The following is a 22,973-nucleotide window of genomic DNA, read 5'->3' as shown; positions in this document are numbered from 1 at the left end:
CCTAGCCTTCGGCAAGCGCGGTGAGCCGCGCGGGATCCTTCACCAGGATCCCGCGCGCGCCGCTTTTCTCGATAAGGCCGTCCTTCTCCAGCCTCGTCAGCTGGCGCGAGACGGTCTCGATGGTAAGCCCCAGCAGCTGCCCCATCTCGCCGCGCGTCAACGGTAGGTCGAACCGCTCGGCGGCGTGGCAGGGCGAATGGCTCGCCGCCTTGGCCAACGCGACCAGCAGGTTCGCGACCTTGGCCTGTGCGCCTCTCTTCGCATCCAGCGCGATTTGCGTGCGCGCCTCGTACAGGTCCTGCGCGGAGCGACGTAGGAGCGCTTTTGCGAGCGCGGGATGCCGCTCCATCGCGGCTTCGTAATCGCTTCGGGCAAACAGGCAGAGGCTGCTGTCGGTCAAGGCGACGACGTCATGATGCAATACGGGCGCGAACATCTCGCCCGCGAAACCTGCCGGGTGAACGAGCGACAGGATGCGCTCGGCGCCGTCCGGCTCGCTGCGTGTGATCTTGAGCAATCCAGACGTCAGCGTGGCGCAGCGATCATTGTCGTCGCCGGCATGGAAGACGGTTTCGCCGCGCTCGAACGTCCGATGCCGCCCTGCCCGCGCGAGCTGCTTCCGCTCCGCATCCGACAGCGCCGAACAGGCGGCACTGTCGCGGACGGGGCAATGGGCGCAGTCCAGCTTCACGGCGCCAGCACCGTATCCTTCGCGATCTCGTCGGTCTCGGGATAATCGAGCGTGTAGTGCAGCCCGCGGCTCTCGTGGCGTTTCAATGCGCAGCGGACGATGAGGTCGGCGACTTCGACGAGGTTGCGGAGCTCGATTAGGTCGGGGGTGACGCGGAAACTGCCGTAATAATCCTCGACCTCCTTGCGCAGCAGGTCGATGCGGTGCTTGGCGCGCTCCAATCGCTTGGTGGTGCGCACGATGCCGACGAAATTCCACATGAAGCGGCGGATTTCTCCCCACACCTGCTTGATCACGACTTCCTCGTCGCTGTCGGTGACGCGGCTGGCGTCCCATGGGCGAATGGCGATCGGCTCGGGAAGCGTGTCCCAGCACTTCTTGATATGGTTCGCCGCCGCATCGCCGAACACGAAACATTCGAGCAAGGAGTTGCTCGCAAGGCGGTTGGCGCCGTGCAGCCCGCTCATCGTCACCTCGCCTGCCGCGTAGAGACCCGGCGCATCGGTGCGGCCATGCGCGTCCACGATCACGCCGCCACAGGTGTAATGCTGCGCAGGCACCACGGGGATGGGTTCGGTCGTAATGTCGATGCCGAGCCCGATCAGCTTCTCGTAGATGGTCGGGAAATGCTCCTTCACGAAGGTCTCGCCACGGTGCGAGATATCAAGATGCACGAAATCCAAGCCGTCGCGCTTGATTTCGGCATCGATCGCGCGGGCGACGATGTCGCGCGGGGCCAGCTCCAATCGCTCGTCGTAATATTTCATGAAGCGCTTGCCGGTCTGCGGGTTGGTCAACACCCCGCCCTCGCCGCGCACCGCCTCGGTAATGAGGAAATTCTTGACCTCGAGATTATAGAGGCACGTGGGGTGGAACTGCATGAATTCCATGTTGGAAATCCGGCACCCCGCGCGCCACGCCATCGCGATTCCGTCGCCCGTCGCCCCGCGTGGCGCGGTCGAAAAGAGATAGGCGCGCCCGGCCCCGCCCGCCGCCAGCACGGTCGCGCGCGCGGTCAGCGTCTCGACGGCGTCCTTGGTCCGGTCGAGCGCGTAGACCCCCCGCACCGTGCCGTCGGTCGAGAATTCCTCCGCATTGCGTCCGGTCACGAAGTCGATCGCCGCCATGTGCGGGAGAAGCGTGATATTGTCGTGCTGCACCGCCGCTTTCTCGAGCGCCTCGGCGACCGCCCAGCCGGTCGCGTCGTGAACATGGACGATGCGTCGGTGCGAGTGCCCGCCCTCGCGCGTCAGGTGCCAGTCGCCGTCGTCGGCGAGGTTGAACGGCACTCCCAGTTCGGCGAGCCTTGCGATCGCGGCGGGCGCGCGTTCCACCACCATCTCGACGATCTCGGGATCGTTGAGCCCCGCGCCCGCGATGATCGTGTCGCGGATATGGTTGTCGAAGCTGTCGCCATCTTCCAGCACCGCGGCGATACCGCCCTGCGCCCATTCGGTCGCCCCACCGCCCAGCGCGCCCTTGGCGAGCACGCCGACATTGAAACGTTCGGCAAGATTGAGCGCGGCGGTCAGTCCCGCCGCGCCGGTGCCGACGACTAGGACATCGAAATGTTCGCTCATGCCGCCGGGTCTCGCGTCAGGCTCAGGAACACGTCTTCAAGATCGGGCTCCCGCGTGCGCACATCGACGATGTCGAACCCGTCGCGCGCGAGAATGCGAAGGACTTCACCCGCATTGATGCGGTCCTTGGCGTAGGTGATCGCGAGCGCGTCCTCCCCGATCCGCTCGATCTTCGCGAAGCGTTCGTCCGCAGGCAACGTCTGGACGGGTGTGTCGAACGTCACGAGCACTTCCTTGTCCTGCGCGCGAGAAACCAATTCGCCGGTCGGCTCGTCGGCAATCAGCTTGCCGTGATTGATGATCGCGATGCGGTCGCACAACTCTTCGGCCTCTTCGAGATAGTGTGTCGTCAGCACCACCGTGACGCCGCGCTTGTTGAGATCGCGCACCGTGCTCCACAATTGCTGGCGCAGGTCGATGTCGACCCCCGCCGTCGGTTCGTCGAGGATGAGGATGGGGGGTGAGTGGACCATCGCCTTGGCAACGAGCAATCGGCGCTTCATCCCGCCCGACAGCGTGCGCGCATAGGCTTCCGCCTTGTCGGTGAGGCTGACGGATTCAAGGATCTCGGCGGTGCGACGCTGATCCTTGGGGACGCCCCACAAGCCCGCCTGGTTTTCCAGCGCCTCGCGCGGGGTGAAGAAAGGGTCGAAGAGAATTTCCTGCGGGACGATGCCGATCGCCCGCTTGGCGTTGCGATGATCCTCGTCGATGTCGAAGCCCCACACCGAGACGGTTCCGCTCGTCTTGTTCACGAGCCCTGCGATGATGTTGATCATCGTCGACTTGCCGGCCCCGTTCGGTCCCAGGAGGCCGAAGATCTGGCCTTGCGGGATGTCGAGGCTGACGTCGTCGAGAGCCAGCTTGCCGCCGGCGTAGGTCTTGGACAGGTTGCGGATCGAAATGGCAGGCGGTTCGGTCATCGGCCTTCCGATAGACAAAGGCGGCGCGATACACCATTGCTTTTGCTGTATTAGAGTAATACATCAGCAAGACACCTACTCTGCAACGCGGGAGAGATCAGATGCTATTTGCGGTCGCACTGAGTTTGCAAGCCACGGCATTGCCGGCCCCGACTCCCCTCGATATCGCCTTGGAGAAGCTCCTTCCGGCGCGGGTCATCGCGGGCGAAGAGGGCGATACGCGTTCACTCTATGAGCTGATGGCCGAACATCACGTTCCCGCTGTTTCGATCGCGCTGGTCGACGACAATCGCATCGTCGCGGCGCGCAGCTTCGGCTGGGCGGATCCGCAAGCGCGAGTCCCGGCCCATCTCGATACGCGGTTTCAGGCTGCCAGCATTTCCAAGTCGGTCGCGGCCTACGCGCTTATGGCGCTGGCCGAGAAAGGGGCGGTGGATGTCGATGTCCCGGTCGATTCCATGCTGACGACGTGGCAGTTACCCGCCGGCGAACACGACGCGCCGACGCTTCGCACCCTGCTCTCCCACCGTGCGGGGACCAATGTGAGCGGGTTCAGGGGATATGCGAAGGGCGAGGTACTTCCCTCGGCCGTTGGCGTCCTTGCGGGCGAAGGAAACAGCGATGCTGTTTCCGTGACGATGCCGCCGGGATCGTTTCGCTATTCGGGCGGTGGCTACACGATCGCCCAACAGGCGGTGGAAGACCATATTAATGTGCTCTTCGAGACACTCATGGCGCAGAATGTTCTGGGCCCGCTCGAGATGATTCATTCGACGTACGAGCAGCCGGCGTTCGATGCAGGGCCAAGTTTCGCCCGTGCGCATGATTCCGCGGGGCGAGCAATCGAGGGTGGTTACCATGTCTATCCCGAGTTGGCCGCAGCAGGGCTGTGGTCCACTCCCAGCGACCTTGCGAAGTTTCTGATCGCGGCAAACGAGACGCTTTCCGGTGCCGACGCGGGTCCGGTGAGCACCGATGGGCTGAGGGCGATGACCGCACCTCCGGCGACACCGCCTCTCTACGGGCTCGGCTTTACCCTGCGAGGCGAGGGAGAGGATTTCCATTTCGGCCACAGCGGTTCCAACGTCGGGTTCAAGTCGCTCATGCTGAGTTTTCCGGAACGGGGCGAGGCGCTGGTCATCATGGCAAATGGCGAACAGGGACGTGAATTGCTGGTGCCGATCGTCAATGCCGTTTCGGCCCAGATGGGCTGGGGTGGGTACGACACCGAGGTGCTAGTGCCCGCACCGGCCGACACCACGGGTTTCGCCGCGATTGCCGGGCGCTATCGCATGGGGGAGGACGTCTACGTCTTCGAGATGAAGGACGGCGCCGTTCGGATGACCGGACCCGATGGCAAGTCAGAGCGGGTCACGCTGCTCGCGGATGGGCGCCTCTATCTGCATGGTCAGGATGCATTGCCGGAGGTCGTCCGAAACCCCTCCGGAACGGTCACCGGTCTGCGCTTCCAAGGACAGGACATTCCGAAGATCGATTGAGATAAACTCGGACTTGCGCAGCGTTGCCGCATTGATAGCGGCGCTCCATTTCCTTATCTCGTGCGCATGACCAACATCCCCCCGCCAGAGACGGTTCGAGTCGACACGCTCAAGGTCCATTGCGACGGCGCGACCGAGATTTCGCCCTCGCTCGGCCACCCGCGCGTCTATTATCACATCGACGACGACGGCTATGTCGAGTGCAAATATTGCGACAAGCGCTTCGTGTTGATCGGCGGCCCCGCCGACGATACCGCGCAAGAGACGGCGGCGTGATCGCGGGTCCGCGGGGCTTTCTCTATCGCGACGGCATGCTCGATCCCGACGGCGCGGCCGCGGCGGCGCGCCGGCATTTGTCGGGGCATGACGATGGCGAACTCTATCTCCAGTATCGCGCGGCCGAGACGATCGCCTTCGACGACGGACGATTGAAGGCGGCCGATTATTCGACCGATGCGGGCTTCGGCCTGCGCGGCGTGAGCGGCGAGATGACCGGCTTTGCCCATGCCAACGAATTGAGCGTTGCGGCGATCGACCGCGCCGCCGAGACGCTGCGGCTTCTAGACCCGGCCGAACAGCGCGCCGCGGCGTCGCCCGTGCGAACCAATGCGCGTCTCTACACCGACGAGGATCCGCTGGCGCTCGTTCCGTTCGAGAAGAAGCTGGCGCTCATCCAGGAAATCGAGGCCGAGGCGCGTGCACGCGATCCGCGCATCGACCAGGTCAGTGTCATCCTTTCGGGCACGTGGAGCGTCGTCGAGATCGTGCGCGCCGACGGCTTCGTCGCGACCGACATCCGCCCGCTCGTGCGCCTCAACGTCAGCGTCGTGATGGCCGATGGCGACCGGCGCGAGAGCGGCAGTTTCGGTTATGGCGGGCGCTATCTCTACGACCGATTGTTCGACGAAAAAGCCTGGAAGCGCGCGGTCGACGAAGCCGTGCGCCACGCCGACGTCAACATGCGTTCGGTCGCCGCGCCCGCTGGCGACATGCCCGTGTTGCTCGGCAACGGCTGGTGCGGCGTGCTCCTTCACGAAGCCGTCGGCCACGGGCTCGAGGGCGACTTCAACCGCAAGGGCCAGTCAACCTTCTCGGGCCGCATCGGCGAACAGGTTGCGGCCAAGGGCGTCACTGTCATCGACGAGGGCAATATCGCCGACCGGCGCGGCAGCTTGACGATCGACGACGAGGGCACGCCGACGCAGCGCAACGTGCTCATCGAGGACGGCATTCTCAAAGGCTATATGCAGGACCGGCTGAATGCCCGCCTGATGGGTGTCGAGCCGACCGGCAACGGCCGCCGCGAGAGTTTCGCGCATGCGCCGATGCCGCGGATGACCAATACCTTCATGCTCGGCGGCGACGAGGAGCCTGAGGCCCTTCTGGAGCGTGTCGACAAGGGCATCTACGCCAAGAGCTTCGGCGGCGGCTCGGTCGATATCGTCTCGGGCAAGTTCGTCTTCTCCTGCACCGAGGCCTACAAGATCGAGAAAGGAAAGCTCGGCGATCCCATCAAGGGCGCGACGCTGATCGGCGACGGGCCGACGGTCATGCAGCGGATCACGGGCATCGCCAACGATCCGGCATTGGACGAGGGCGTCGGTGTCTGCGGCAAGGCGGGCCAGGGTGTTCCGGCCGGCGTCGGTCAGCCCTCGACCCTCGTCAGCGCCATCACCGTCGGCGGAACGGAAGCCGCCTGATGTCGCTCGCTGAGGCGGGTCGCTTCCCGACATTGGTCGAGGCCGAGCTTGCCAAGCACCGGCTCGAACATGCCAACATCCCGAGCTTCATTTTCGACGAGGGGCTCAACAGCGTCTTCGGGGGCGGCGGCATGGTCTGGGTGCGGCTCATGGTGTCGCTCGAAGAGCAGGAAGCCGCCGTCGCTGTCCTCGCGCGCGAGGCCGACGCCTAGGCGTCGGCAAGGGCTGTCAGCAGTCCCGTCCCGTAGCGTTCGAGCTTTTTCTCGCCCACGCCCTCGATCCGTGCGAGCGCCGACAGCGTGTCGGGCCGCGTCGCCGCCACCGCGCGCAAGGTGCTGTCGTGGAAAACGACATAGGGCGGCACGCCCTGCTCCTTTGCCACGTCGCGGCGCCATTCGCGTAATGCATCGAAGACCGGATCGGGCGGAAAATCCTCGGCAGCACGGCGGGTGCGTCCGGTGCGCTTGGGCGGCACCGCGATCACCAGCTCCCGCTCGCCCTTGAGGATCGGTTTGGCACCGGGACCGAAGCTCAGCCCCCCATAGGCGTCGGCACGCAACGCGTCGCGGGCGATGAGCGCGCGGGAGACGGGCTGGACGAGCGCGAGCTCGTCCGCATCCATGATCCCGAACACCGACAGCGCATGATGGCCGTTCGAGCGCACCTTTTCGTTGTCGTCGCCCGCCAGGACTTGCTTGAGATATCCGACCCCGAAGCGCATCTCCGTGCGGAAGGCCGCGGAGAGCAGCTTTTGCGCCACCACCGTCACGTCGATGGTTTTAGGCGGATCGAGGCAATTGTCGCAATTGCCGCAGGTTTCGGGCGGGTCTTCGCCGAAATAGCGCAGCAGGATCGCGCGGCGGCAGGTCGCGGCTTCGACGAAGGCCGCCAGCGCGTTCAGCCGTTCGCGCTCGCCCGCGCGGCGTCCGGGTTCGACCTCGGCCTCGATCCGCTGCCGTGCCCGCGCGAAATCCTCTGCGCTCCAGAAGAGCCAGGCCTCTGCCGGTTCGCCGTCGCGCCCGGCGCGGCCCGTTTCCTGGTAATAGGCCTCGATCGATTTGGGCGTCGCGGCATGGGCGACGAAACGCACGTCGGGCTTGTCGATGCCCATGCCGAACGCGATCGTCGCGGCCATGACCATGTCCTCGCTTTGCACGAAGGCGGACTGGTTGCCCGACCGCATATCGGGCTCCATCCCGGCATGGTAATGTGCCGCGGGGCGACCCGTCTCGCGAAGGCTTGCCGCCACCGCTTCGGTCTTCGCACGGCTGGGGCAGTAGACGATGCCGGGGCCCGGATGCGCCTTGGCGAGCCGCTTGAGCTGCGTCGGCAGGCCCGAGCGCGGCACGACATGATAACGGATGTTGGGCCGGTCGAACCCCGCGACGATCATGCCTTCTTCGGGAATGCCGAGCTGAGCGAGGATGTCGACGCGCGTCCGGCGATCCGCAGTTGCGGTCAACGCGAGGCGCGGCGCGGCGAAATGGTCGAGCAGCGGGCGGAGCAATCGGTAGTCGGGACGAAAATCATGGCCCCATTCGGATACGCAATGCGCCTCGTCGATCGCGAACAGACTGATCCGCGCACGCTCGAGCATCTGGCCGAAGCGATCGGTGGTGGCGCGCTCGGGCGCCACGTACAGCAGATCGAGCTTGCCCGCCTCCAGCGCGCGCTCGACTGCAACCCGGTCGCGCGTCGCACTGGTCAGCGCGGCGGCGGCGATGCCGTTGGCACTGGCCGATCGCACCTGGTCTTCCATGAGCGCGATGAGCGGCGAGATGACGATCGCGGTGCCGTCCTTGGCGACCGCCGGAAGCTGGTAGCACAGCGACTTGCCCGCGCCCGTCGGCATCACCGCGAGGACATTGTCGCCCGCCATCACGCGCGCGACGACATCTTCCTGCACGCCGCGAAAGGCGGAGAAGCCGAAGGTCTCGCGAAGGATCCGGTGCGTGTCGTTCACCCGCGTGTCGCTAGCGGGTGCTTCGATGCCTCACAACAGGTGCTCGATGGGATCGAGCGAATAGCCAGCCGCCTCGGCGCTGTTCCTCAGTTCCGCCACGTCGCGACCCGCCTCATGTTCGGCTGCTGCCCACAGCAGCGTGGAGCGGGTGCCGGACCGGCAGAAGGCGAAGGTCTTCTTGCCCTTTGCGCGATCGAGCGCGGCGCGTTCGGCCTCGATGTCCGCAGGGCCCATGCCCCGCCCGAGCGGGACGTGCGCATAGTCGAGGCCCGCCTCGCGCGCGGCCGCTTCGATCGCTTCGTCCGAAGGTTGCCCCTCTTCCTCGCCGTCGGGGCGATTGTTGATGATCATCTCGAAGCCTGCCTCCTGTAGCGCGTTCACATCGGACGGCTTGATCTGCGGGCCGACATGGAAGTCGTCGTCGAGTGCGTTGGTCGTGAGTGCCATCGGGCGGTGTCCTTGTGATCTGGTATCGCTTGCCTGTCCTAACGCGAGGACAAGCCGCTTGTCTCCACCGCTTCGTGCCGCCACACTCGCGCCGATGAGCGTGAACGTGGACATGGGGGCGGATCCGTCGGGCCGAACGGTCGAGCTGGACCTTGGCGAACTGCTGGCGACGCGGCTACTGGTCCAGGGGAATTCGGGGAGCGGAAAATCGCACCTCTTGCGCCGCCTGCTCGAGAAAAGCGCGGGCGAAGTGCAGCAGGTCATCGTCGATCCCGAAGGCGAATTCGTCACGCTCGCCGACCGCTACGGCCATGTGGCGATCGAGGCGTCGGACCATAGCGACGGCGAGATCGCCAAGCTCGCCGCGCGCATCCGCGAACATCGCCTGAGCGTCGTCCTCAGCCTCGAGGGGCTGGAGAACGACGGCCAGATGCGCTGCGCCGCAAGTTTCCTCAACGCCTTGTTCGACGCTCCGCGCGAGCATTGGTATCCCGCGCTCGTCATCGTCGACGAGGCACAGATGTTCGCGCCCACCGGGGGCGGCGAAGTGCCCGAGGACGTGCGACGCGCGAGCCTAGGCGCGATGACCAATCTGATGTGCCGGGGCCGCAAGCGCGGGCTGGCGGGCATCATCGCGACGCAGCGGCTCGCCAAGCTCGCCAAGAATGTCGCGGCCGAAGCCTCCAACTTCCTCATGGGTCGCACCTTCCTCGACATCGACATGGCGCGCGCGGCCGACCTGCTCGGCATGGAGCGGCGGCAGGCCGAACAGATCCGCGATCTCGAACGCGGCCAGTTCCTGGGGCTCGGCCCGGCCATCGCGCGGCGGCCCGTCAAGGTGATGATCGGCGCGGTCGAAACGGGCCCGCGCGAGGGGACGCCGGGTCTCGTTCCGCTGCCGCAGGCCGCTGCGGATCCGCAGGCGCTGCTGTTCGACGGTCTTGCCGACGCGCCCGAGCCCGCGCCGGCGCCCAAGCCCGAGCCCAAGCCGTTGCCGTCCGAGCGAATGATGGCCGAGCTCGCCGAAGCCGCGCTGACGCGTCGTGGGCCGAGCGAGCCCGATACGCCAGCCCCCGCTCCTGAGGACATCGCGCCCGTGATCGAGCGCGCGCTCGCCGCCATCGTCGAGGAAGAAGCGGGACGCCCGCGGGCCACGCCCGTCGCCTACCAGGATTTCCTGACGCGCTGCCGGATGGAAGGGGTGCGCCTGCCCCCGCTCGATCTGGCCGCCTTCGCGCGCCGCCTTGCCGCCGCGCGCGCGGGCATCCTTGCCGATCCCGCCGAGGAATGGGGCGCGGCGATGGATGCGGCCGCCGACCTGCCCGACGACATGCTCGCGCCGTTTCTCCTGATCGCCAAGGCCGCGCGCGACGGCGCGCCCTGCCCCGACGAGGATATGATCGCCGCCATCTACGGCACCGCCAGCCTGTCGCGCGCGCGTCGCCTCATCGACTATATCGAGGAGAAGGAGTTGATCGTGACCCGCACCGACATGGGTGGCAAACGCTCGATCACGCTCCCTGCGCTCGGCTGGACGACGGCGGCCGCCTAGAAGGCCGAGCGATACCGCAGCGCGACCCCCCGGTCGTCGGGCATCGCGGCGATATGTCCCGGCTCCCGGCGCCAGTAGAGGTTCGCATCGAGCCTGCCGGGGCCGACGCGCGTTCCGTAGGCCGCTTCGACGTCGATCTCGCGTCCTTCGGGCGCCAGCGAGACGAGCCGGGTCCCGAGGTCCGCCGTCATCGTCGCATAATCGAAGGCCACGGGCGCCTCGACGAACAGGCCGCCGCTCGTGACGCGGAGCGGTTGTGAGACGCGCAGCGACAAGGGCCCGTTCGTGAGGGCGAGCGACCATCGTTCGCTTGCCAGGCGCGTCTGCGCGACCATGCCGTTGCCCGACATCCGGCTCCAGCCCTGCTGCCAGTTGGCAGCGAGGGTCCAGGGGCCGTGCTCGATCGCTGCGTCGAGATCGAGGAAATGGCTCGTCGCGCCCTCGTTCGAGAAGGCGAGCGAGCCGCCGAGGATCGAGGAATCCTCGTCGAGCCGCGTCAGTCCTGCGCCATAGGACAGCGCGCCGGTCTCGCCCGAAGCCCCCACCCGGATGCGTCGATAGTCGTCACGATCGCCCGCACTCCATGCATCGAGCGGTCTCGCGACCATGCCCGTTTCGACGCCGGCCTGGAACGCCATCCCGGCCATCTCGTGCGCGATCGATGCGGATGTCTCGCCGTAGGATGTGAACCCTTTTGTCTGCGCCCCCGTCTCGAGGAGGAAGCGTGCCGAGCGCGCCGTCGGCGAGGGCGCGATGCTGTCGAGGCCCTGTCCCGCACCGAATGCGATGCGGGTGGAGGGAGCGAGTGCGACATCGAGGCTCGCCGCGACCAGCCTTGGTGCCGGGCCATCGGCCAGCGAGGAGCGGTCGTCGCTGGTGACCAGTCCCATCCGGTGGCCGCCGAGATGTGCCGACCGACCTTGAATTCCTTCCTGCGCCAGCGCGCGCAAGGGCGCTGCCTGCCCCGCCCGGCGCTCGAACCCACCGAGATCGGCGCTGAAGGCGCGATCGTATCGGTCGGTGATGGCGACGCCCTCGATCCGTCCGGTCGCATCGCCCATCGCCGCCGACGCGATCCCCCCGAACAGGCCCTCGGTCGCCATGTCCGAGCCGGCAAGCACGGTCGATCCCAAGGGCTGGAAGGCGCGTTCGATATTGAGGATGCCGCGCCCGTAGATCTCGTCGGTGCCGGGCGCGCCGGCATCATCGGCGCTTTCGAACAGGATCGAGACGATGTCCGCGCCGCTGAGGTTCGGGAAGGCGCCCGCAAGCAATGTGGCCGCGCCCGTGATGATGGGAGCGGACAGCGACGTGCCGTTGGCCGTGCGTAGCCGCCCGTCGTTGCCGTAGGTATCCACCCCGACGCCAAGCGCCATCAGGTAATTGTCCTTCGAAACGCCCGCGAGGTTGGAAAAGGGCGCGGGCGTGCCGTTGGCGTTGAGCGCCCCCGCGATGATCGTCACCGTCGGCGCGAGGTCGGCCATGCCCTGCGCCATCGCGTGCGGGCTCGACAAGCGGTCGTTGCCCGCTGAAATCACCACCACCATGCCCGCCGCCTCGGCCGCTTCGGCAGTGGGGATCATCCGGACGGGGAAGCGCTCCTCCCCCAGCGAGAAATTCATCACCCGCGCCCCGAGGTCGATCGCTTCCTGCATGCCGACGCGGTAGCGCTCGAAGCTCTCCTGCCACTCAACCTCGTTGCAATAGCTGTCGAGGCAATAGTCGCCATAATCATAATAGACGATGTCCGCATCCGGGGCGACGCCGACGATCCCGCGCCCGTCGTCCGCCGCGCCGATCACCGCGGCGACCAGCGTTCCATGGTCGGAGAACTGGTCGGGCGTGTCGCTGCCCCACAGCGCTCGCGATTGCGGCGCGAGTCGATCCTCGAAGACACGATCGTCGGCATCGGGACCCGTTCCGCTGCGATCGTCGAGATTGGAAAGATATGCGAGCGCGCCGGTTTCCATCACGGCGACCAGCACGCCTTCACCGGTGTGGCCCATCGCATGGGCGACATTCGCCTTGGAAGACATCACCCCGTTGGAGCGCGCGGTCTCGGCATCGAGTTCTGCCTGCGTCGGGATATCGCGCGGAGGCGTGACGGGCGGCGGCGCGGATACGGGAGGCGGCGCGGAATTGACCCCGCCACCACCGCCGCAGGCCGCGAGCGCGGCGGCGCTCGTCGATACCATGACCGTCCGGAAAAAAGTTCGTGCCTTCAACGCCATACCAAGGCTCCTCCCGACCGAGACGATGGCGCAGGCATGTTTTTTGTCAAGCGCGTCGCAAGCCTCGCCTAACGACGCCACGCCTAGTCGGCAGCGTCTTCGAGTAGCCGCTCGGCCTTCTGACGCGCCCAGAGGTCGGCGTAGAGGCCGCCTCTCGCGAGCAGCTCGGCGTGCGTCCCACGCTCGGCGACGCGACCCTCGTCGAGCACGACGATCTGGTCGGCGTCGACGACGGTCGAAAGCCGGTGCGCGATCATGATCGTGGTGCGGCGGCGCATCACCTTGTCGAGCGTCGTCTGGATGTCCTGCTCGGTCGCGCTGTCGAGCGCGCTGGTCGCTTCGTCGAGCAGCAGGATGGGCGGGTCCTTCAGCAGCGTCCTCGCGATCGCCACCCGCTGCTTCTCGCCGCCCGACAGCTTGAGCCCGCGTTCGCCAACCGTCGTGTCGTAGCCGTCGGACAATCCGTCGATGAAGCGATGGATGGCAGCCGCCCTCGCCGCTTCCTCGATTTCGGGCGCGCTCGCCCCGGCATCGCCATAGCCGATATTGTAGCCGATCGTGTCGTTGAAGAGCACGGTGTCCTGCGGGACGATGCCGATGGCGGCGCGAAGGCTTTGCTGGGTGACATGGGCAATGTCGTCGCCGTCGATCGTGATGCGTCCCTGCTGGGGCTCGTAGAAACGGTAGAGCAGCCGCGCCAGCGTCGACTTGCCAGCCCCAGAGGGGCCGACGACGGCGAGGCTCGTTCCCGCCGGCACGTCGAGCGAGATCCCGCGCAGGATCTCGCGCTCGCCGTCATAGGAAAAATGCACGTCCTCGAAGCGGACGTGCCCGTCGCCGACGACAAGCGCATGGGCGCCCGGGCGGTCGACCACCTCGGCCGGCGTGTCGAGCAGCTGGAACATGTCTTCCATGTCGACGAGGCCCTGCCGGATCGAGCGATAGACCCAGCCGAGCATGTTGAGCGGACGGTAGAGCTGCATCAGCAAGGAATTGACGAGCACCACGTCGCCCGGCGTGAAGCGCCCCGCGCTCCAGCCCCAGACGGTATAGGCCATCGCGCCGCCCATCATCAGCCCGGTCAGCACCGCTTGTCCCGAGTTCAAGAGCGCAAGGCTCGTCTCGTTCTTGACCGCGGCGTCCGAATAGGTGTCGATCGCCTCGTCGTAGCGCTTGGCTTCGCGCTCTTCGGCGCCGAAATATTTGACCGTCTCGTAATTCAGCAGGCTGTCGACCGCCGCCTGGTTGGCGCGTTGGTCGACGCGATTCATCTCGCGGCGGATATGGTTGCGCCAGTCGGTCACCTTGCGGGTGAAAAGAATGTAGGTGACGACCATCACCAGCGTCGCTGCCGTCAGGCCGATCCCGAAATTGACCGTGAAGATGATGGCAATGCCGACCAGCTCGATCGCGGTCGGCGCGATATTGAAGAGCAGGAAATAGAGCATGGAATCGATGCTCTTGGTGCCACGCTCGACCAGGCGGATGATACTGCCCGTGCGCCGCTCGAGGTGGAAACGCAGGCCGAGGCGATGGAGGTGGCGGAAGAGTTTCTGCGTCAGCCGCCGCGCGGCGTCCTGCCCGACCCGTTCGAAGATGGCGTTGCGCACATTGTCGATGACCGTTCCGAGCATCTGCAGCGTGGCATAGGCCGCGACCGTTCCGAGGATGATCGCGACGAGCGCATCGCCGCTATCACCGCTCGCCATCCGGTCGACGATATTCTTGTAGAGAAACGGCACCGAAAGGGCGATGCCCTTGCTGACGAGCACGAGCAGCAGCGAGATGACGACGCGCGCCCGCATGGCGGGCGCGTGACGCGGCCACAACATCGGCAAAAAGCGCAGGAGGATACGGAAGTCCCCGTCGCCTTTCGAGGAAGAGCCGTCGCTAGGTGGAGCCATTCCCTGTAGATAGGCACCATTGATGACATCGACAACGCAACGGCTCATCGCATTTTCGTTACGCTAACGTATTCCTTGGAACAACAGCCCACCGATCGCAGTTTTCCGTTCAAGTTCGTTAATCATTCAAGAGACTTGCAATGGAACCCGTCAGCTTCGCCATCCTACTGTTCGCCTGTGCCGACGGGGGCAATGCCTGCACCGCCGTGCGCGCCGAACCGATGACGTTTGACAGCGTCGCGTCGTGTGAAGCAAAGCTCGACGAGGTGCTGATGCGTTCCGACGACATCGACGCTCCCTGGATCGAGGGCGAGTGCCGTGCGGTCGCCAAACTACCGGCCAAGCTGCGCGGACCGTTGGCAAAACCCGCCAACTAATCGCGGGATTTTTCACCAAGGGCGCATCCATCGGGTGCAGCCATACTGAAATCATTGGACTTTTTCATTTGGCACACCTCCTGCAATGTAGGGGGTGAGCTTGCTTTTGAGCTCGCCAAAAAGGGAAAAGAACAATGCAACGCCTCTCTCGCGATAACCTCGTCGTCTCGATCTTCGGCGCCATCCTGTCGGCCAGCCTCTTCATCGGTGCTGCCGTCTCGGGCGCACCGATCGCCTAGACGCGATGCCCTCGTCCCAACTTCAAATTCTTCGAAAAGGACCATCAATGGATCGCAAGTTTCTCGTCAAACCCACGCAGGGCAAGCTGATGGGCGTTTCCGCCGGCATGGCCGACTATTTCAACGTCGATGTCACGCTCGTTCGCCTCGGATGGGTCGCCGGTTTCTTCATCAGCGCCGGTACCGCGCTCATCCTGTATCTGCTCACGGGTCTCGTCGCCGACAGCGCGCGGTAAGCGGCGGCTGACCCACCATGCCCCTGGCCAACCACGGCCAGGGATGCGACGAGGCCCGTCCGGTTCTTCCGGCGGGCCTTTTGTCGTCTCCTACAGCCCGTAGGTGATCGACAGGATGATCGAAAGGCTGATGACCATCAGAACGACGAGCGGGATGCCGGTCTTCAAATAGTCGTTAAACTTATAGTCGCCCTCGGCCATGATCAGCATGTTGGTCTGATAGGCGATCGGCGTCGCGTAGCACAGGTTGCAGCCGAACAGCACGGCAAGCACCAGCGGCTCGACCGGTAACCCCAGTTGGCCCGCGAGACTGAACGCAATCGGCGTGCCGACGGCCGCCGCCGTCGCGTTGGAGGCGAAGTTCGTGAGAAGCGTCACGAACAGCATGATCAGCGCGAGGACCAGAGAGCCCGACAGATCGGCCATTGCGAGCGCGAGCGTTTCGCCGAGATATTGCGCCGCGCCGCTCTCGAGGACGAGCCGCCCGATCGCGATCGAGGCGGCGACGAGAACGATCACCTTTGCCGACAGGGCGCGCCCCACTTTATCGAAATGCACGCAGCCGGTGACGAACATCGCGATCGCGCCCGCGAGCGCGGAGATGGCGATGGGGACGATGCCGAAGCTGGCGAGGATGACCGCGGTGCCCATGATGGCGATGGCGGTCCAGGCCTTGCGTCGGCGGGGCAAGGGCCGGGCGCCGTCGAGCATCAGCATGGCCTCGGCGCTCGCGAAATCCTGAAGCGCCTGCTCGCGCCCGAGAACGAGCAGGATGTCGCCCTCCGCCAACCGTGCTTCGGCGGACAATTCACGCGGGGCGGCGAACCCGCGCGAGGGCGCTTGCGCGACGCCGAGGATCGCGACGCCCTTGATGCCGGCGGTCTGTAACGTGCGTCCGACCAGACGGCTGTCGGCGCTGATCGCCATTTCCGCTTCGACCAGATCCTGCCCCAGCGAGGCGCTTTCCTTCTGCAACCGCTCGACCAGCCAGCGCGGTGCGGTCGAGGCGCCGAGGCGACGGGCGACTTCGCGAAGGCTGTCGGCAGTCGCGAAGGCGGTGAGGCGCTGGCCGGGTTCGAGTTTCGCAGGTTCGCGCACGAAGGAGAAGGTATCGGGCAGTTTGTCGCGGAACGCGTCGACCCCCAGTCCCAGCCAGCCCGAAGTCATGCCCACCCGAAGCGTGGCGATGAACTTGCGTGGTTCGTGACCCGCCTCGGGGCTGTTGTCGGGCAGCAGCCGCGGCATCACCAGCCAGATGTAGGGCAGGCAGACGACCGCGGCCATCAGCACGATGGGGGTGAAATGAAAGATTGGCATCTCGGGCATGCCGAGATCGGCGGCGATCGAGACGACGAGGAGGTTGGTCGACGTTCCGATCGTCGTCGCCATCCCGCCGATGAGGATCGCGGCGTTCAAGGGAATGAGCGTCTTCGATGCGGGCATTGCCCCGCCATGCGCGAGCTGGACCATGATCGGGATGAGGAGGACGAGGACGGGCGTGTCGTTGACGACCATCGACGCCGCCATCGCGAGCACCAGCGTTACGAGGAGCCCGAGCCAGTTGTTGATCCGCCAGATCCCCGCCAATGTGCGCGCGGCAGGCTCGAGCGCTCCGGTGACGACCAGGCCCCGCCCCATGACCATCAGCGCGGAAATGGTGATGAGCGCGGTATGGCCGAAACCGCCGAACGCAAGGTCGATCCCGTCCTTGGGTGCGGTTCCCGGAATGGGAAAGAGATAGAGCAGCAGCGCGATCGCGCCGATCGTCGCCAGGCTGATGATCTCGATCCGAAACCGGTTGCTCGCAAAGGCCACGAACATGGCACAGGCCACCAGCATGGCGAGCGCGGCGTGAAGGGTGGGAAGGGTCAGTTCAAGGCTCCGGGCGGCAGCATGGAGCGATGGTAGGCGGGAGCAGCCCTCGAAACCAGCCCTTTCGCCGTGCGCGGCCTCTGGCGCCGTCCGGAAAAAGGCGTAAGATCAAGGCAACCATCGTGATCGCGAGCGGTTGACCGGATAACTGGAATTAAAGGGCATCACTCATGCATCGTGAAGGCGAAGAAGTTCATGTCACCGAAGAAGAAGCGACCGGCGCGGTCAAACCGCATATCGGGCGCTGGGTGCTGGGCATTTCGCTCGTCCTGATCGTTATCGCCATGACACTCGTCTGGGTCATTCCGGCCCTGTCCACCTAAGCACGATCGGCCGCGGCGTGACGAGCGCCGCTACCGGACGGGAAGTAGCGCCGTCATGCTGCGGATCGGAATCATCACCGGCCTGCTCGAGGAGGCAGAGCGCTTTCGCCCCGGTTCCGGCCGTTCCCGACATGATCTCCCCTTCTATTGTCGCCAGGGCGATGACGGCTGGCTGCTCGCCTGTGCGGGCATAGGAAAGGTCAATGGCACCATCGCCGCGATGCATCTCGTGGCGGAAGGATGCCGCCTGCTCGTCAGCATGGGTGTCGCGGGCCGGATCGGTCAGGGAAGCGAGAACTGTTATCGCCTCGATCGTGCCTACCAGCACGATTATGGGCGCTTCGATGCCGATCGTTTCGTGACCTATCGTGCGGGCAGCCTGCCCTTCGGCGACGCCTTGCCGCAAAGTTTCAACGCGGTTCCCGATGTGGGTCTCGACCTCCCTTCCGCAACGATCCTGACGGGCGATGCCTTCATCGCCGACGAAGGAAAGGCCAGCGCCATCGCCGAGCAGTTCGGTGCCGAACTCGTCGACATGGAAACGGGCGCGATTGCGCAGGTCGCCGACATGCACCGCATCGGCTGGGCAGGCGTTCGCGCGATCAGCGACAAGGCCGACCAGACCGGCGTCGGCGCCTTCAAAGACAATCTTCAGATTGCGGCGATGGAAGCAGCCAGACATGTCGACCGGCTTGTCGACCTGGTGCATCGCCAGCAGCACTGAATCGCCGCCCGTACTCCTAAAAAGCAAAAACGCCACCGATCCCTTTGGCAGGATCGGTGGCGCTCACATCGGGGCGCGGCTGTTGAGCGGGCGCCGCGCTCCGAATGTTTCGTCCGGGCGTTAGGCGGCCGGCATCAGGACCGTGTCGATCGCGTGGATCACACCGTTCGACGCCTCGACGTCGGTGGAAGTCACGGTCGCGCTGTTACCATTGGCGTCGGTCAGCATGACGTTGCCGCCTTCGATCGTCGCGGTCAGCGTGCCGCCCGAAACGGTCGTCAGGTCGAGGCTGCCACCGGCGTCCTCGATCTGCCTGGTGAGATCGGCTGCCATCACGTTACCTTCGACCACGTGATAGGACAGGACATTCGAAAGCTGCTCGCGCTGGCCTTCGCTCATCAGGTTCTCGAGCGTGGCGCTGTCGACCTTTTCAAACGCGGCGTTGGTGGGGGCGAAGACCGTGTAGGGACCTTCACCGCCGAGCGTCGATGCGAGGTCGGCCGTTGTCACCGCGCCAACGAGGGTCGAAAAGTTGCTGTCGCCCTGCGCGACTTCGACGATCGTGCCGCCAGCGGCCATGTCGTCATCGGCGGCCATCGTATCGTCGGCCATCATCGCCGTATCGTCTTCAGGTTCGACCGTCGTATCGCCGTCGCCGCAGGCCGAAAGGGCCAAAGCAGCACTCGAAATAGTCGCAAGAATGATCTTTTTCATCGATTTTCTCCGTCTTTACGGGGGTTTGCATTTGCCCAGTCAACAAGGGAACTGGTGCGCATGTTCCGCCGCCCCCGACTTTGGGAGAGGGGTTGAATTGATGAAACGACCCGAATCCGCCGACGAGGCGAGGCATTTCCCCGCCTCGTCGAATGCGATCAGTAGCTTTCTTCGGCGTCGACCGAATCGTCAAGACCGACATCGGTATCGTTAGGGTTCGTGCCGCCTTCATTGGCTTCGCCACTGTCGGGCCCGGGCATCGGACCGTCGCTCACCGAGTCGCCCGCGTCTGAGCCCAGCGTCGAGGGAGCGCCGGTCGTGCCGTCGGTTCCGATCGAATCGGTCGAACCGTCGACACTCGGGGATTCGCCCAGATCGACGGGCTCGCCGTTGGCATCCACGTCGGCAGTCGTGTCGATTGCCGTGTCGCTGTCGCCGCAGGCGCCCAGTGCCAGCGCCGCCGCGAAAGGAAGGATCAATGCTTTCATGTTCGTTCTCCTCATGATCGGCGATACAAACCTGCGGCTTGCGATTCCGGTTCCCGCACGAGACTTGTCAAACCGCCGCCGTCGCTGGAGAGAGAGACATGGTCGAGCCACCCGAGAACAGAAGAACGTCGTTTCTCGCCCGCCTTCTCAAATGGGGTGTGATGCGTTGGTGGAAGATCAATGGCTGGCGGGTCACGGAGTCGCTGCCCGACGAGCGCAAGTTCGTGATCGCCGGCGCGCCGCACACGTCCAATTACGATTTTTTCGTCTTTCTCGGCGTCGTCGATGCCTTCGGGCTGACGCCGCGTTTTATCGGCAAGCACAGCCTGTTCAGCTGGCCGATGGGTGATTTCATGCGTGCCATGGGTGGCGTTCCCGTCGACCGTCGCCGAAAGGGCGTCGGCATGGTCGAGCAAGTGGCCCGTAAGATCGAGGAGGCCGACGCGTTCGCGCTCGTGATCGCGATCGAGGGAACGCGCGGCGCCACCACCGAATGGCGCAGTGGGTTCTATCGCATCGCGCAGGAAGCGGGGGTGCCGATCGTCTGTGCCGGCCCCGACTATGAGCTCAAGCTCGGCATCATAGGGCCGACGATCTGGCCGACGGGCGACATGGAAAAGGACATGGAACCCGCGATGCGCTTTTTCAAAAGTCTCGCGCCGCGCCATCCCGACCAGGCGCTTTTCCCCGACGGCTCGGGGCTTGATCGTCAGGCGCAGGAAGCGCGCCAGCGCGCTATGCTGTCGGCAGGCACCGGGGGCAGCACGCCCGTCGAATAGCTTCCATAAGCCGCGGCGAACCCCTGTTCGAGCATCGTCTCGAAATTCTCGGGCACCGGCCCGCGACCGGCAATGCTCGGCATCCCGGAATTCGCATCGGCGACGAGCGCGACCGCAAGGTCGCCGCTACCGATCGTCAAGCGCTCCTCGCTCGTGATCGGCGCGACATTCTCGAGCCGCACGATCAGCCGGTCGCCGACACAGGTCAGGAGCACGATAGGGTCGTCCCGCTCTTCCGCATAAGACAGACGCGCGCCGCGCGCCGACGTGTCGATCTGCCAGTCGGTGGTGGCGGCGAGCGGGGATAGCGGCGGAACATTATTCTCGTCGCTCGTATCGCCCTCCACTTGCGCGGCGGCCGGAGCGCCGCTGTCCGCATCTGTGTCTCGCGATGCGTCTCCGCCACAACCCGCCAGCAACGCGGCCATCAGAAGGATGGCGACTGGTGCTTTGGGAACGGTCATGTCATCCTCCGGTCTATCGACTCCGCACGCATCCTAGAGAGATGGTACGCGGGGCGACAGTGGGAGAGTGAGATGGGTTCGACGAAACGGTGGATGATCGGCGGATTGGCGGCGGCATTGCTCGCGTTTCCCGCTTCCGCGCAGCTGGCCGCGGGTGCCAAGGCGCCCGATTTCAAGACCATGGGTGCGATCGGGGGCGAGACCTTCCGTCTGCACCTTGCCGAACAGCTCGAGAAGGGACCTGTTGTCCTCTATTTCTTTCCCAAGGCTTTCACGAGCGGATGCACGCTGGAAAGCAAGGCGTTCGCCGACGCGATGCCGGACTTCGAGGCCGCGGGCGCGACGGTTATCGGCCTGTCGAGCGACGACATCGAGACGCTGTCGCGTTTCTCGACCGAAGTCTGCCGCTCCAAGGTCCCGATGGCGCACGCCTCGGGCGAACTGCTGGAAGCCTATGACGTCGAGCTTGCGGGGGTGAGCGCGCTGCGCCCGACCGCCAACCGGACGTCCTATGTCATTTCGGCGGACGGCACGGTGGCGATGGTCCATTCGAAAATGGACTATAAGGAGCATGTCGCGAAGACCCTCGAGGCCGTGCGGCGGATGGCGCGGGGCTGATCTGTCGGCTGGAGGACTGTGGCGAGACAAGCACGGTTCATCATCAATTCCATATTTATGGCGCTAACGTCTTGTGCATTAAGGCGAAAATACGCTTCATTCAGGGCAACCAGACGAATCCAGACAAAGGTGTAGACGTATGAGAACGAGCAAGCTTACGGGAACGTTGATCATGGCCGCGATGCTGGCGAGCTGCGGGAGCAGCAGTTCGGCGCCGCCGATCGTCAACAATCCGACCCCGACTCCCACGCCTACGCCGACCCCTACGCCCACGCCCACGGGCGCCTGCTCGCTCAGCCAGCGTCAGGACTGGGCGCTCGACCAGCTCCAGCAATTCTATCTCTTCTCCGACCAGCTGGCGACGAACGTCAACAAGGCGGACTATGACGATCTCCAGTCGTACATCAACGCGCTGGTCCAGCCGCTGGCCGACCAGGGCGTCGATCGCGGCTTCACCTATGTGACCTCGATCGAAGAGGAAAACGAGTTCATTCAGAACGCCACCAGCGAGGATTATGGCTGGCGTCCGGTGCTGTTCAGCGACGACACGCTGGGCATCCGCGACATCTACGAAAACTCGCCCTCGGACGGCATCGGGATGCGCCGCGGCGACTTCATCGTTCGCATCGGTCCCAACTCGGGCGACCTTCGCACGCCGGGCGCGTGGATCGACGCGGCGAACGGTAGCACCAGCATTCTGTCCGATCTCCTCTTCCCGTCGGAGAACGGCGAGCAGGTCACGGTCGAGATCGATCCCAACAATGGTGGCGCGAACTATACCCGCACCATCACGGCGGCCGAATATCAGTTGCTGCCCGTCTCGCCGCGCTTCGGCGTGTCGGTTCGCGGCAATACCGGCTATCTCAACCTGCGGACCTTCTTCGCGCAGACCGCGGCGGAAGATCTCAACAACGCCTTCACGACTTTCCGCTCGCTGGGCGTCCAGAACGTCATCGTCGATCTTCGCTACAATGGCGGCGGTCTCGTGAGCGTCGCCGAGCAGCTCGGCGATCTCCTCGGACGCGATCATGTCGGGCAGGTCTTCAGCGTCACCGAGTTCAATGCCCAGAACTCGGGATCGAACGACACCGAATATTTCGAAGCGCGGAGCCAGGCGATCGCGCCGATGAAGATCGCCTTCATCACGACGCGCAGCAGCGCCTCGGCGTCCGAACTGGTCGCCAACTCGATGGTGCCCTATTTCGGCGAGAATACCGCGCTCATCGGCACCAACACGTTCGGCAAGCCGGTCGGGCAGATCGCCCGCGACCGGGCGGAGTGCGACGACCGTCTTCGCGTCCTCGCGTTCCGGACCGTCAATGCCGACGGCTACGGCGGCTATTACAATGGCCTCGCCGCCTACTTCAACGCCAACGCCGATACCTGCGCGGCGACCGACGATATCCTCGACCAGATGGGATCGATCGACGAGCGCATGACCGCACAGGCCTACGACTGGGTCGGCGGCGCCGTCTGCTCGCCCATCTCGACGGGTGGCGCGCTCTCGACGCAGCGTCTCAACCGCATGGAAGTGCCGCTGATGCCGACCAATCCGTCGGTCTCGGCGCGCGTCACGCTCGGGCAGCTCTAGGCCAGCGCCTCGAGTTCGAAAGAAAAGAGCCCCCGGAAGCACGGCGCTTCCGGGGGCT

At 65.2% G+C, this 22,973-nt stretch carries 23 protein-coding genes; 12 read left to right on the top strand and 11 right to left on the bottom strand.

Annotated elements, in window-relative coordinates:
* Window position 1: 1 nt before the first annotated feature.
* The 3 genes from WJS89_RS07495 to WJS89_RS07485 are packed head-to-tail and all read right to left on the bottom strand — an operon-like array spanning window position 2 to window position 3,194.
* On the bottom strand, window positions 2-691 hold the full coding sequence (locus tag WJS89_RS07495) for a Crp/Fnr family transcriptional regulator (protein ID WP_346340323.1): 690 nt from the start codon (window positions 689-691) through the stop codon (window positions 2-4).
* Complete coding sequence (gene nadB / locus WJS89_RS07490) at window positions 688-2,271, bottom strand: L-aspartate oxidase (protein ID WP_346340322.1); 1,584 nt, start codon at window positions 2,269-2,271, stop codon at window positions 688-690. Before nadB ends, WJS89_RS07495 begins: the two co-directional genes overlap by 4 nt.
* Window positions 2,268-3,194 (bottom strand): ABC transporter ATP-binding protein, encoded by a 927-nt coding sequence (locus WJS89_RS07485; RefSeq protein WP_346340321.1) that lies wholly within the window; start codon window positions 3,192-3,194, stop codon window positions 2,268-2,270. Before WJS89_RS07485 ends, nadB begins: the two co-directional genes overlap by 4 nt.
* Before the next feature lie 170 nt (window positions 3,195-3,364).
* On the opposite strand from WJS89_RS07485, the gene WJS89_RS07480 reads away from it, so the two are divergent.
* The 4 genes from WJS89_RS07480 (at window position 3,365) to WJS89_RS07465 (ending at window position 6,605) form a co-directional block, all read left to right on the top strand.
* Window positions 3,365-4,693, top strand: coding sequence for a serine hydrolase domain-containing protein (locus tag WJS89_RS07480; RefSeq protein ID WP_346340320.1), 1,329 nt, complete (start codon window positions 3,365-3,367; stop codon window positions 4,691-4,693).
* A 66-nt stretch (window positions 4,694-4,759) separates the two neighbouring features.
* The gene (locus tag WJS89_RS07475) at window positions 4,760-4,969 is read left to right on the top strand and encodes a zinc-finger domain-containing protein (RefSeq protein WP_346340319.1); all 210 of its coding nucleotides are present in this window, start codon (window positions 4,760-4,762) and stop codon (window positions 4,967-4,969) included.
* A 35-nt stretch (window positions 4,970-5,004) separates the two neighbouring features.
* Window positions 5,005-6,393 (top strand): metalloprotease TldD, encoded by a 1,389-nt coding sequence (tldD, locus tag WJS89_RS07470; RefSeq protein WP_346341186.1) that lies wholly within the window; start codon window positions 5,005-5,007, stop codon window positions 6,391-6,393.
* The gene (locus WJS89_RS07465) at window positions 6,393-6,605 is read left to right on the top strand and encodes a putative signal transducing protein (protein WP_346340318.1); all 213 of its coding nucleotides are present in this window, start codon (window positions 6,393-6,395) and stop codon (window positions 6,603-6,605) included. Before tldD ends, WJS89_RS07465 begins: the two co-directional genes overlap by 1 nt.
* Here WJS89_RS07465 and recQ read toward each other — a convergent pair.
* Entirely contained in the window at window positions 6,602-8,356 is a 1,755-nt protein-coding gene (recQ, locus tag WJS89_RS07460) for a DNA helicase RecQ (protein ID WP_346340317.1), read from the bottom strand. The genes WJS89_RS07465 and recQ overlap by 4 nt on opposite strands.
* Before the next feature lie 30 nt (window positions 8,357-8,386).
* Window positions 8,387-8,803, bottom strand: a complete 417-nt coding sequence (locus WJS89_RS07455) for a protein tyrosine phosphatase family protein (protein WP_346340316.1) — start codon at window positions 8,801-8,803, stop codon at window positions 8,387-8,389.
* Window positions 8,804-8,897: 94 nt separating this feature from the next.
* Between WJS89_RS07455 and WJS89_RS07450 the strand changes: the two genes are divergently transcribed.
* Window positions 8,898-10,355 (top strand): helicase HerA domain-containing protein, encoded by a 1,458-nt coding sequence (locus WJS89_RS07450; RefSeq protein WP_346340315.1) that lies wholly within the window; start codon window positions 8,898-8,900, stop codon window positions 10,353-10,355.
* Here the strand turns inward: WJS89_RS07450 and WJS89_RS07445 are convergent.
* Window positions 10,352-12,550 carry a S8 family peptidase gene (locus WJS89_RS07445; protein ID WP_346340314.1) on the bottom strand — a complete coding sequence of 733 codons (2,199 nt, stop codon included), beginning with the start codon at window positions 12,548-12,550 and terminating at the stop codon, window positions 10,352-10,354. The genes WJS89_RS07450 and WJS89_RS07445 overlap by 4 nt on opposite strands.
* A gap of 119 nt (window positions 12,551-12,669) precedes the next feature.
* Window positions 12,670-14,490: an ABCB family ABC transporter ATP-binding protein/permease gene (locus WJS89_RS07440; RefSeq protein WP_346341185.1), complete on the bottom strand. Its 1,821-nt coding sequence runs from the start codon at window positions 14,488-14,490 to the stop codon at window positions 12,670-12,672.
* 140 nt (window positions 14,491-14,630) lie between these two features.
* Here WJS89_RS07440 and WJS89_RS07435 point away from each other — a divergent pair, with 140 nt between their 5' ends.
* Together WJS89_RS07435 and WJS89_RS07430 are read left to right on the top strand one after the other, a co-directional pair.
* Window positions 14,631-14,867, top strand: a complete 237-nt coding sequence (locus WJS89_RS07435) for a hypothetical protein (RefSeq protein ID WP_346340313.1) — start codon at window positions 14,631-14,633, stop codon at window positions 14,865-14,867.
* A gap of 286 nt (window positions 14,868-15,153) precedes the next feature.
* Window positions 15,154-15,342: a PspC domain-containing protein gene (locus WJS89_RS07430; protein ID WP_346340312.1), complete on the top strand. Its 189-nt coding sequence runs from the start codon at window positions 15,154-15,156 to the stop codon at window positions 15,340-15,342.
* 90 nt (window positions 15,343-15,432) lie between these two features.
* On the opposite strand, the gene WJS89_RS07425 is transcribed toward WJS89_RS07430, so the two are convergent.
* The gene (locus tag WJS89_RS07425) at window positions 15,433-17,181 is read right to left on the bottom strand and encodes an SLC13 family permease (protein ID WP_346340311.1); all 1,749 of its coding nucleotides are present in this window, start codon (window positions 17,179-17,181) and stop codon (window positions 15,433-15,435) included.
* A 203-nt stretch (window positions 17,182-17,384) separates the two neighbouring features.
* Between WJS89_RS07425 and WJS89_RS07420 the strand changes: the two genes are divergently transcribed.
* Together WJS89_RS07420 and WJS89_RS07415 are read left to right on the top strand one after the other, a co-directional pair.
* Window positions 17,385-17,537, top strand: a complete 153-nt coding sequence (locus tag WJS89_RS07420) for a hypothetical protein (protein ID WP_346340310.1) — start codon at window positions 17,385-17,387, stop codon at window positions 17,535-17,537.
* Window positions 17,538-17,592: 55 nt separating this feature from the next.
* Entirely contained in the window at window positions 17,593-18,261 is a 669-nt protein-coding gene (locus tag WJS89_RS07415) for a 5'-methylthioadenosine/S-adenosylhomocysteine nucleosidase family protein (protein ID WP_346340309.1), read from the top strand.
* 120 nt (window positions 18,262-18,381) lie between these two features.
* Here the strand turns inward: WJS89_RS07415 and WJS89_RS07410 are convergent, their stop codons facing one another.
* A complete protein-coding gene (locus WJS89_RS07410; RefSeq protein ID WP_346340308.1) occupies window positions 18,382-18,975 on the bottom strand; it encodes a fasciclin domain-containing protein in 594 nt (197 codons plus the stop codon).
* 158 nt (window positions 18,976-19,133) lie between these two features.
* Window positions 19,134-19,463 (bottom strand): hypothetical protein, encoded by a 330-nt coding sequence (locus tag WJS89_RS07405; RefSeq protein ID WP_346340307.1) that lies wholly within the window; start codon window positions 19,461-19,463, stop codon window positions 19,134-19,136.
* A gap of 98 nt (window positions 19,464-19,561) precedes the next feature.
* Between WJS89_RS07405 and WJS89_RS07400 the strand changes: the two genes are divergently transcribed.
* Window positions 19,562-20,242 (top strand): 1-acyl-sn-glycerol-3-phosphate acyltransferase, encoded by a 681-nt coding sequence (locus WJS89_RS07400; RefSeq protein ID WP_346340306.1) that lies wholly within the window; start codon window positions 19,562-19,564, stop codon window positions 20,240-20,242.
* Here WJS89_RS07400 and WJS89_RS07395 read toward each other — a convergent pair.
* Complete coding sequence (locus WJS89_RS07395) at window positions 20,173-20,706, bottom strand: hypothetical protein (protein WP_346340305.1); 534 nt, start codon at window positions 20,704-20,706, stop codon at window positions 20,173-20,175. The genes WJS89_RS07400 and WJS89_RS07395 overlap by 70 nt on opposite strands.
* A 72-nt stretch (window positions 20,707-20,778) precedes the next feature.
* Between WJS89_RS07395 and WJS89_RS07390 the strand changes: the two genes are divergently transcribed.
* Both WJS89_RS07390 and WJS89_RS07385 read left to right on the top strand, forming a co-directional pair.
* The gene (locus WJS89_RS07390) at window positions 20,779-21,324 is read left to right on the top strand and encodes a peroxiredoxin (RefSeq protein WP_346340304.1); all 546 of its coding nucleotides are present in this window, start codon (window positions 20,779-20,781) and stop codon (window positions 21,322-21,324) included.
* Between the two features lie 139 nt (window positions 21,325-21,463).
* Complete coding sequence (locus tag WJS89_RS07385; RefSeq protein ID WP_346340303.1) at window positions 21,464-22,915, top strand: S41 family peptidase; 1,452 nt, start codon at window positions 21,464-21,466, stop codon at window positions 22,913-22,915.
* Window positions 22,916-22,973: the final 58 nt, after the last annotated feature.

This window comes from Sphingomicrobium aquimarinum, from assembly GCF_039655735.1.
Taxonomy (GTDB): Bacteria; Pseudomonadota; Alphaproteobacteria; order Sphingomonadales; family Sphingomonadaceae; genus Sphingomicrobium; species Sphingomicrobium aquimarinum.
Note: the sequence above shows the minus strand (reverse complement) of the source record. Positions and strands in the feature narration are given on the sequence as shown.

Coding starts and splice junctions, on each gene's coding strand:
- nadB (WP_346340322.1), bottom strand. CDS start 2,271: ATGAGCGAACATTTCGATGTCCTAGTCGTCGGCACCGGCGCGGCGGGA.
- WJS89_RS07485 (WP_346340321.1), bottom strand. CDS start 3,194: ATGACCGAACCGCCTGCCATTTCGATCCGCAACCTGTCCAAGACCTAC.
- WJS89_RS07475 (WP_346340319.1), top strand. CDS start 4,760: ATGACCAACATCCCCCCGCCAGAGACGGTTCGAGTCGACACGCTCAAG.
- tldD (WP_346341186.1), top strand. CDS start 5,005: ATGCTCGATCCCGACGGCGCGGCCGCGGCGGCGCGCCGGCATTTGTCG.
- WJS89_RS07465 (WP_346340318.1), top strand. CDS start 6,393: ATGTCGCTCGCTGAGGCGGGTCGCTTCCCGACATTGGTCGAGGCCGAG.
- WJS89_RS07455 (WP_346340316.1), bottom strand. CDS start 8,803: ATGGCACTCACGACCAACGCACTCGACGACGACTTCCATGTCGGCCCG.
- WJS89_RS07450 (WP_346340315.1), top strand. CDS start 8,898: ATGAGCGTGAACGTGGACATGGGGGCGGATCCGTCGGGCCGAACGGTC.
- WJS89_RS07445 (WP_346340314.1), bottom strand. CDS start 12,550: ATGGTATCGACGAGCGCCGCCGCGCTCGCGGCCTGCGGCGGTGGTGGC.
- WJS89_RS07440 (WP_346341185.1), bottom strand. CDS start 14,490: ATGGCTCCACCTAGCGACGGCTCTTCCTCGAAAGGCGACGGGGACTTC.
- WJS89_RS07435 (WP_346340313.1), top strand. CDS start 14,631: ATGGAACCCGTCAGCTTCGCCATCCTACTGTTCGCCTGTGCCGACGGG.
- WJS89_RS07430 (WP_346340312.1), top strand. CDS start 15,154: ATGGATCGCAAGTTTCTCGTCAAACCCACGCAGGGCAAGCTGATGGGC.
- WJS89_RS07425 (WP_346340311.1), bottom strand. CDS start 17,181: ATGCTGGTGGCCTGTGCCATGTTCGTGGCCTTTGCGAGCAACCGGTTT.
- WJS89_RS07420 (WP_346340310.1), top strand. CDS start 17,385: ATGCATCGTGAAGGCGAAGAAGTTCATGTCACCGAAGAAGAAGCGACC.
- WJS89_RS07415 (WP_346340309.1), top strand. CDS start 17,593: ATGCTGCGGATCGGAATCATCACCGGCCTGCTCGAGGAGGCAGAGCGC.
- WJS89_RS07410 (WP_346340308.1), bottom strand. CDS start 18,975: ATGAAAAAGATCATTCTTGCGACTATTTCGAGTGCTGCTTTGGCCCTT.
- WJS89_RS07405 (WP_346340307.1), bottom strand. CDS start 19,463: ATGAAAGCATTGATCCTTCCTTTCGCGGCGGCGCTGGCACTGGGCGCC.
- WJS89_RS07400 (WP_346340306.1), top strand. CDS start 19,562: ATGGTCGAGCCACCCGAGAACAGAAGAACGTCGTTTCTCGCCCGCCTT.
- WJS89_RS07395 (WP_346340305.1), bottom strand. CDS start 20,706: ATGACCGTTCCCAAAGCACCAGTCGCCATCCTTCTGATGGCCGCGTTG.
- WJS89_RS07390 (WP_346340304.1), top strand. CDS start 20,779: ATGGGTTCGACGAAACGGTGGATGATCGGCGGATTGGCGGCGGCATTG.
- WJS89_RS07385 (WP_346340303.1), top strand. CDS start 21,464: ATGAGAACGAGCAAGCTTACGGGAACGTTGATCATGGCCGCGATGCTG.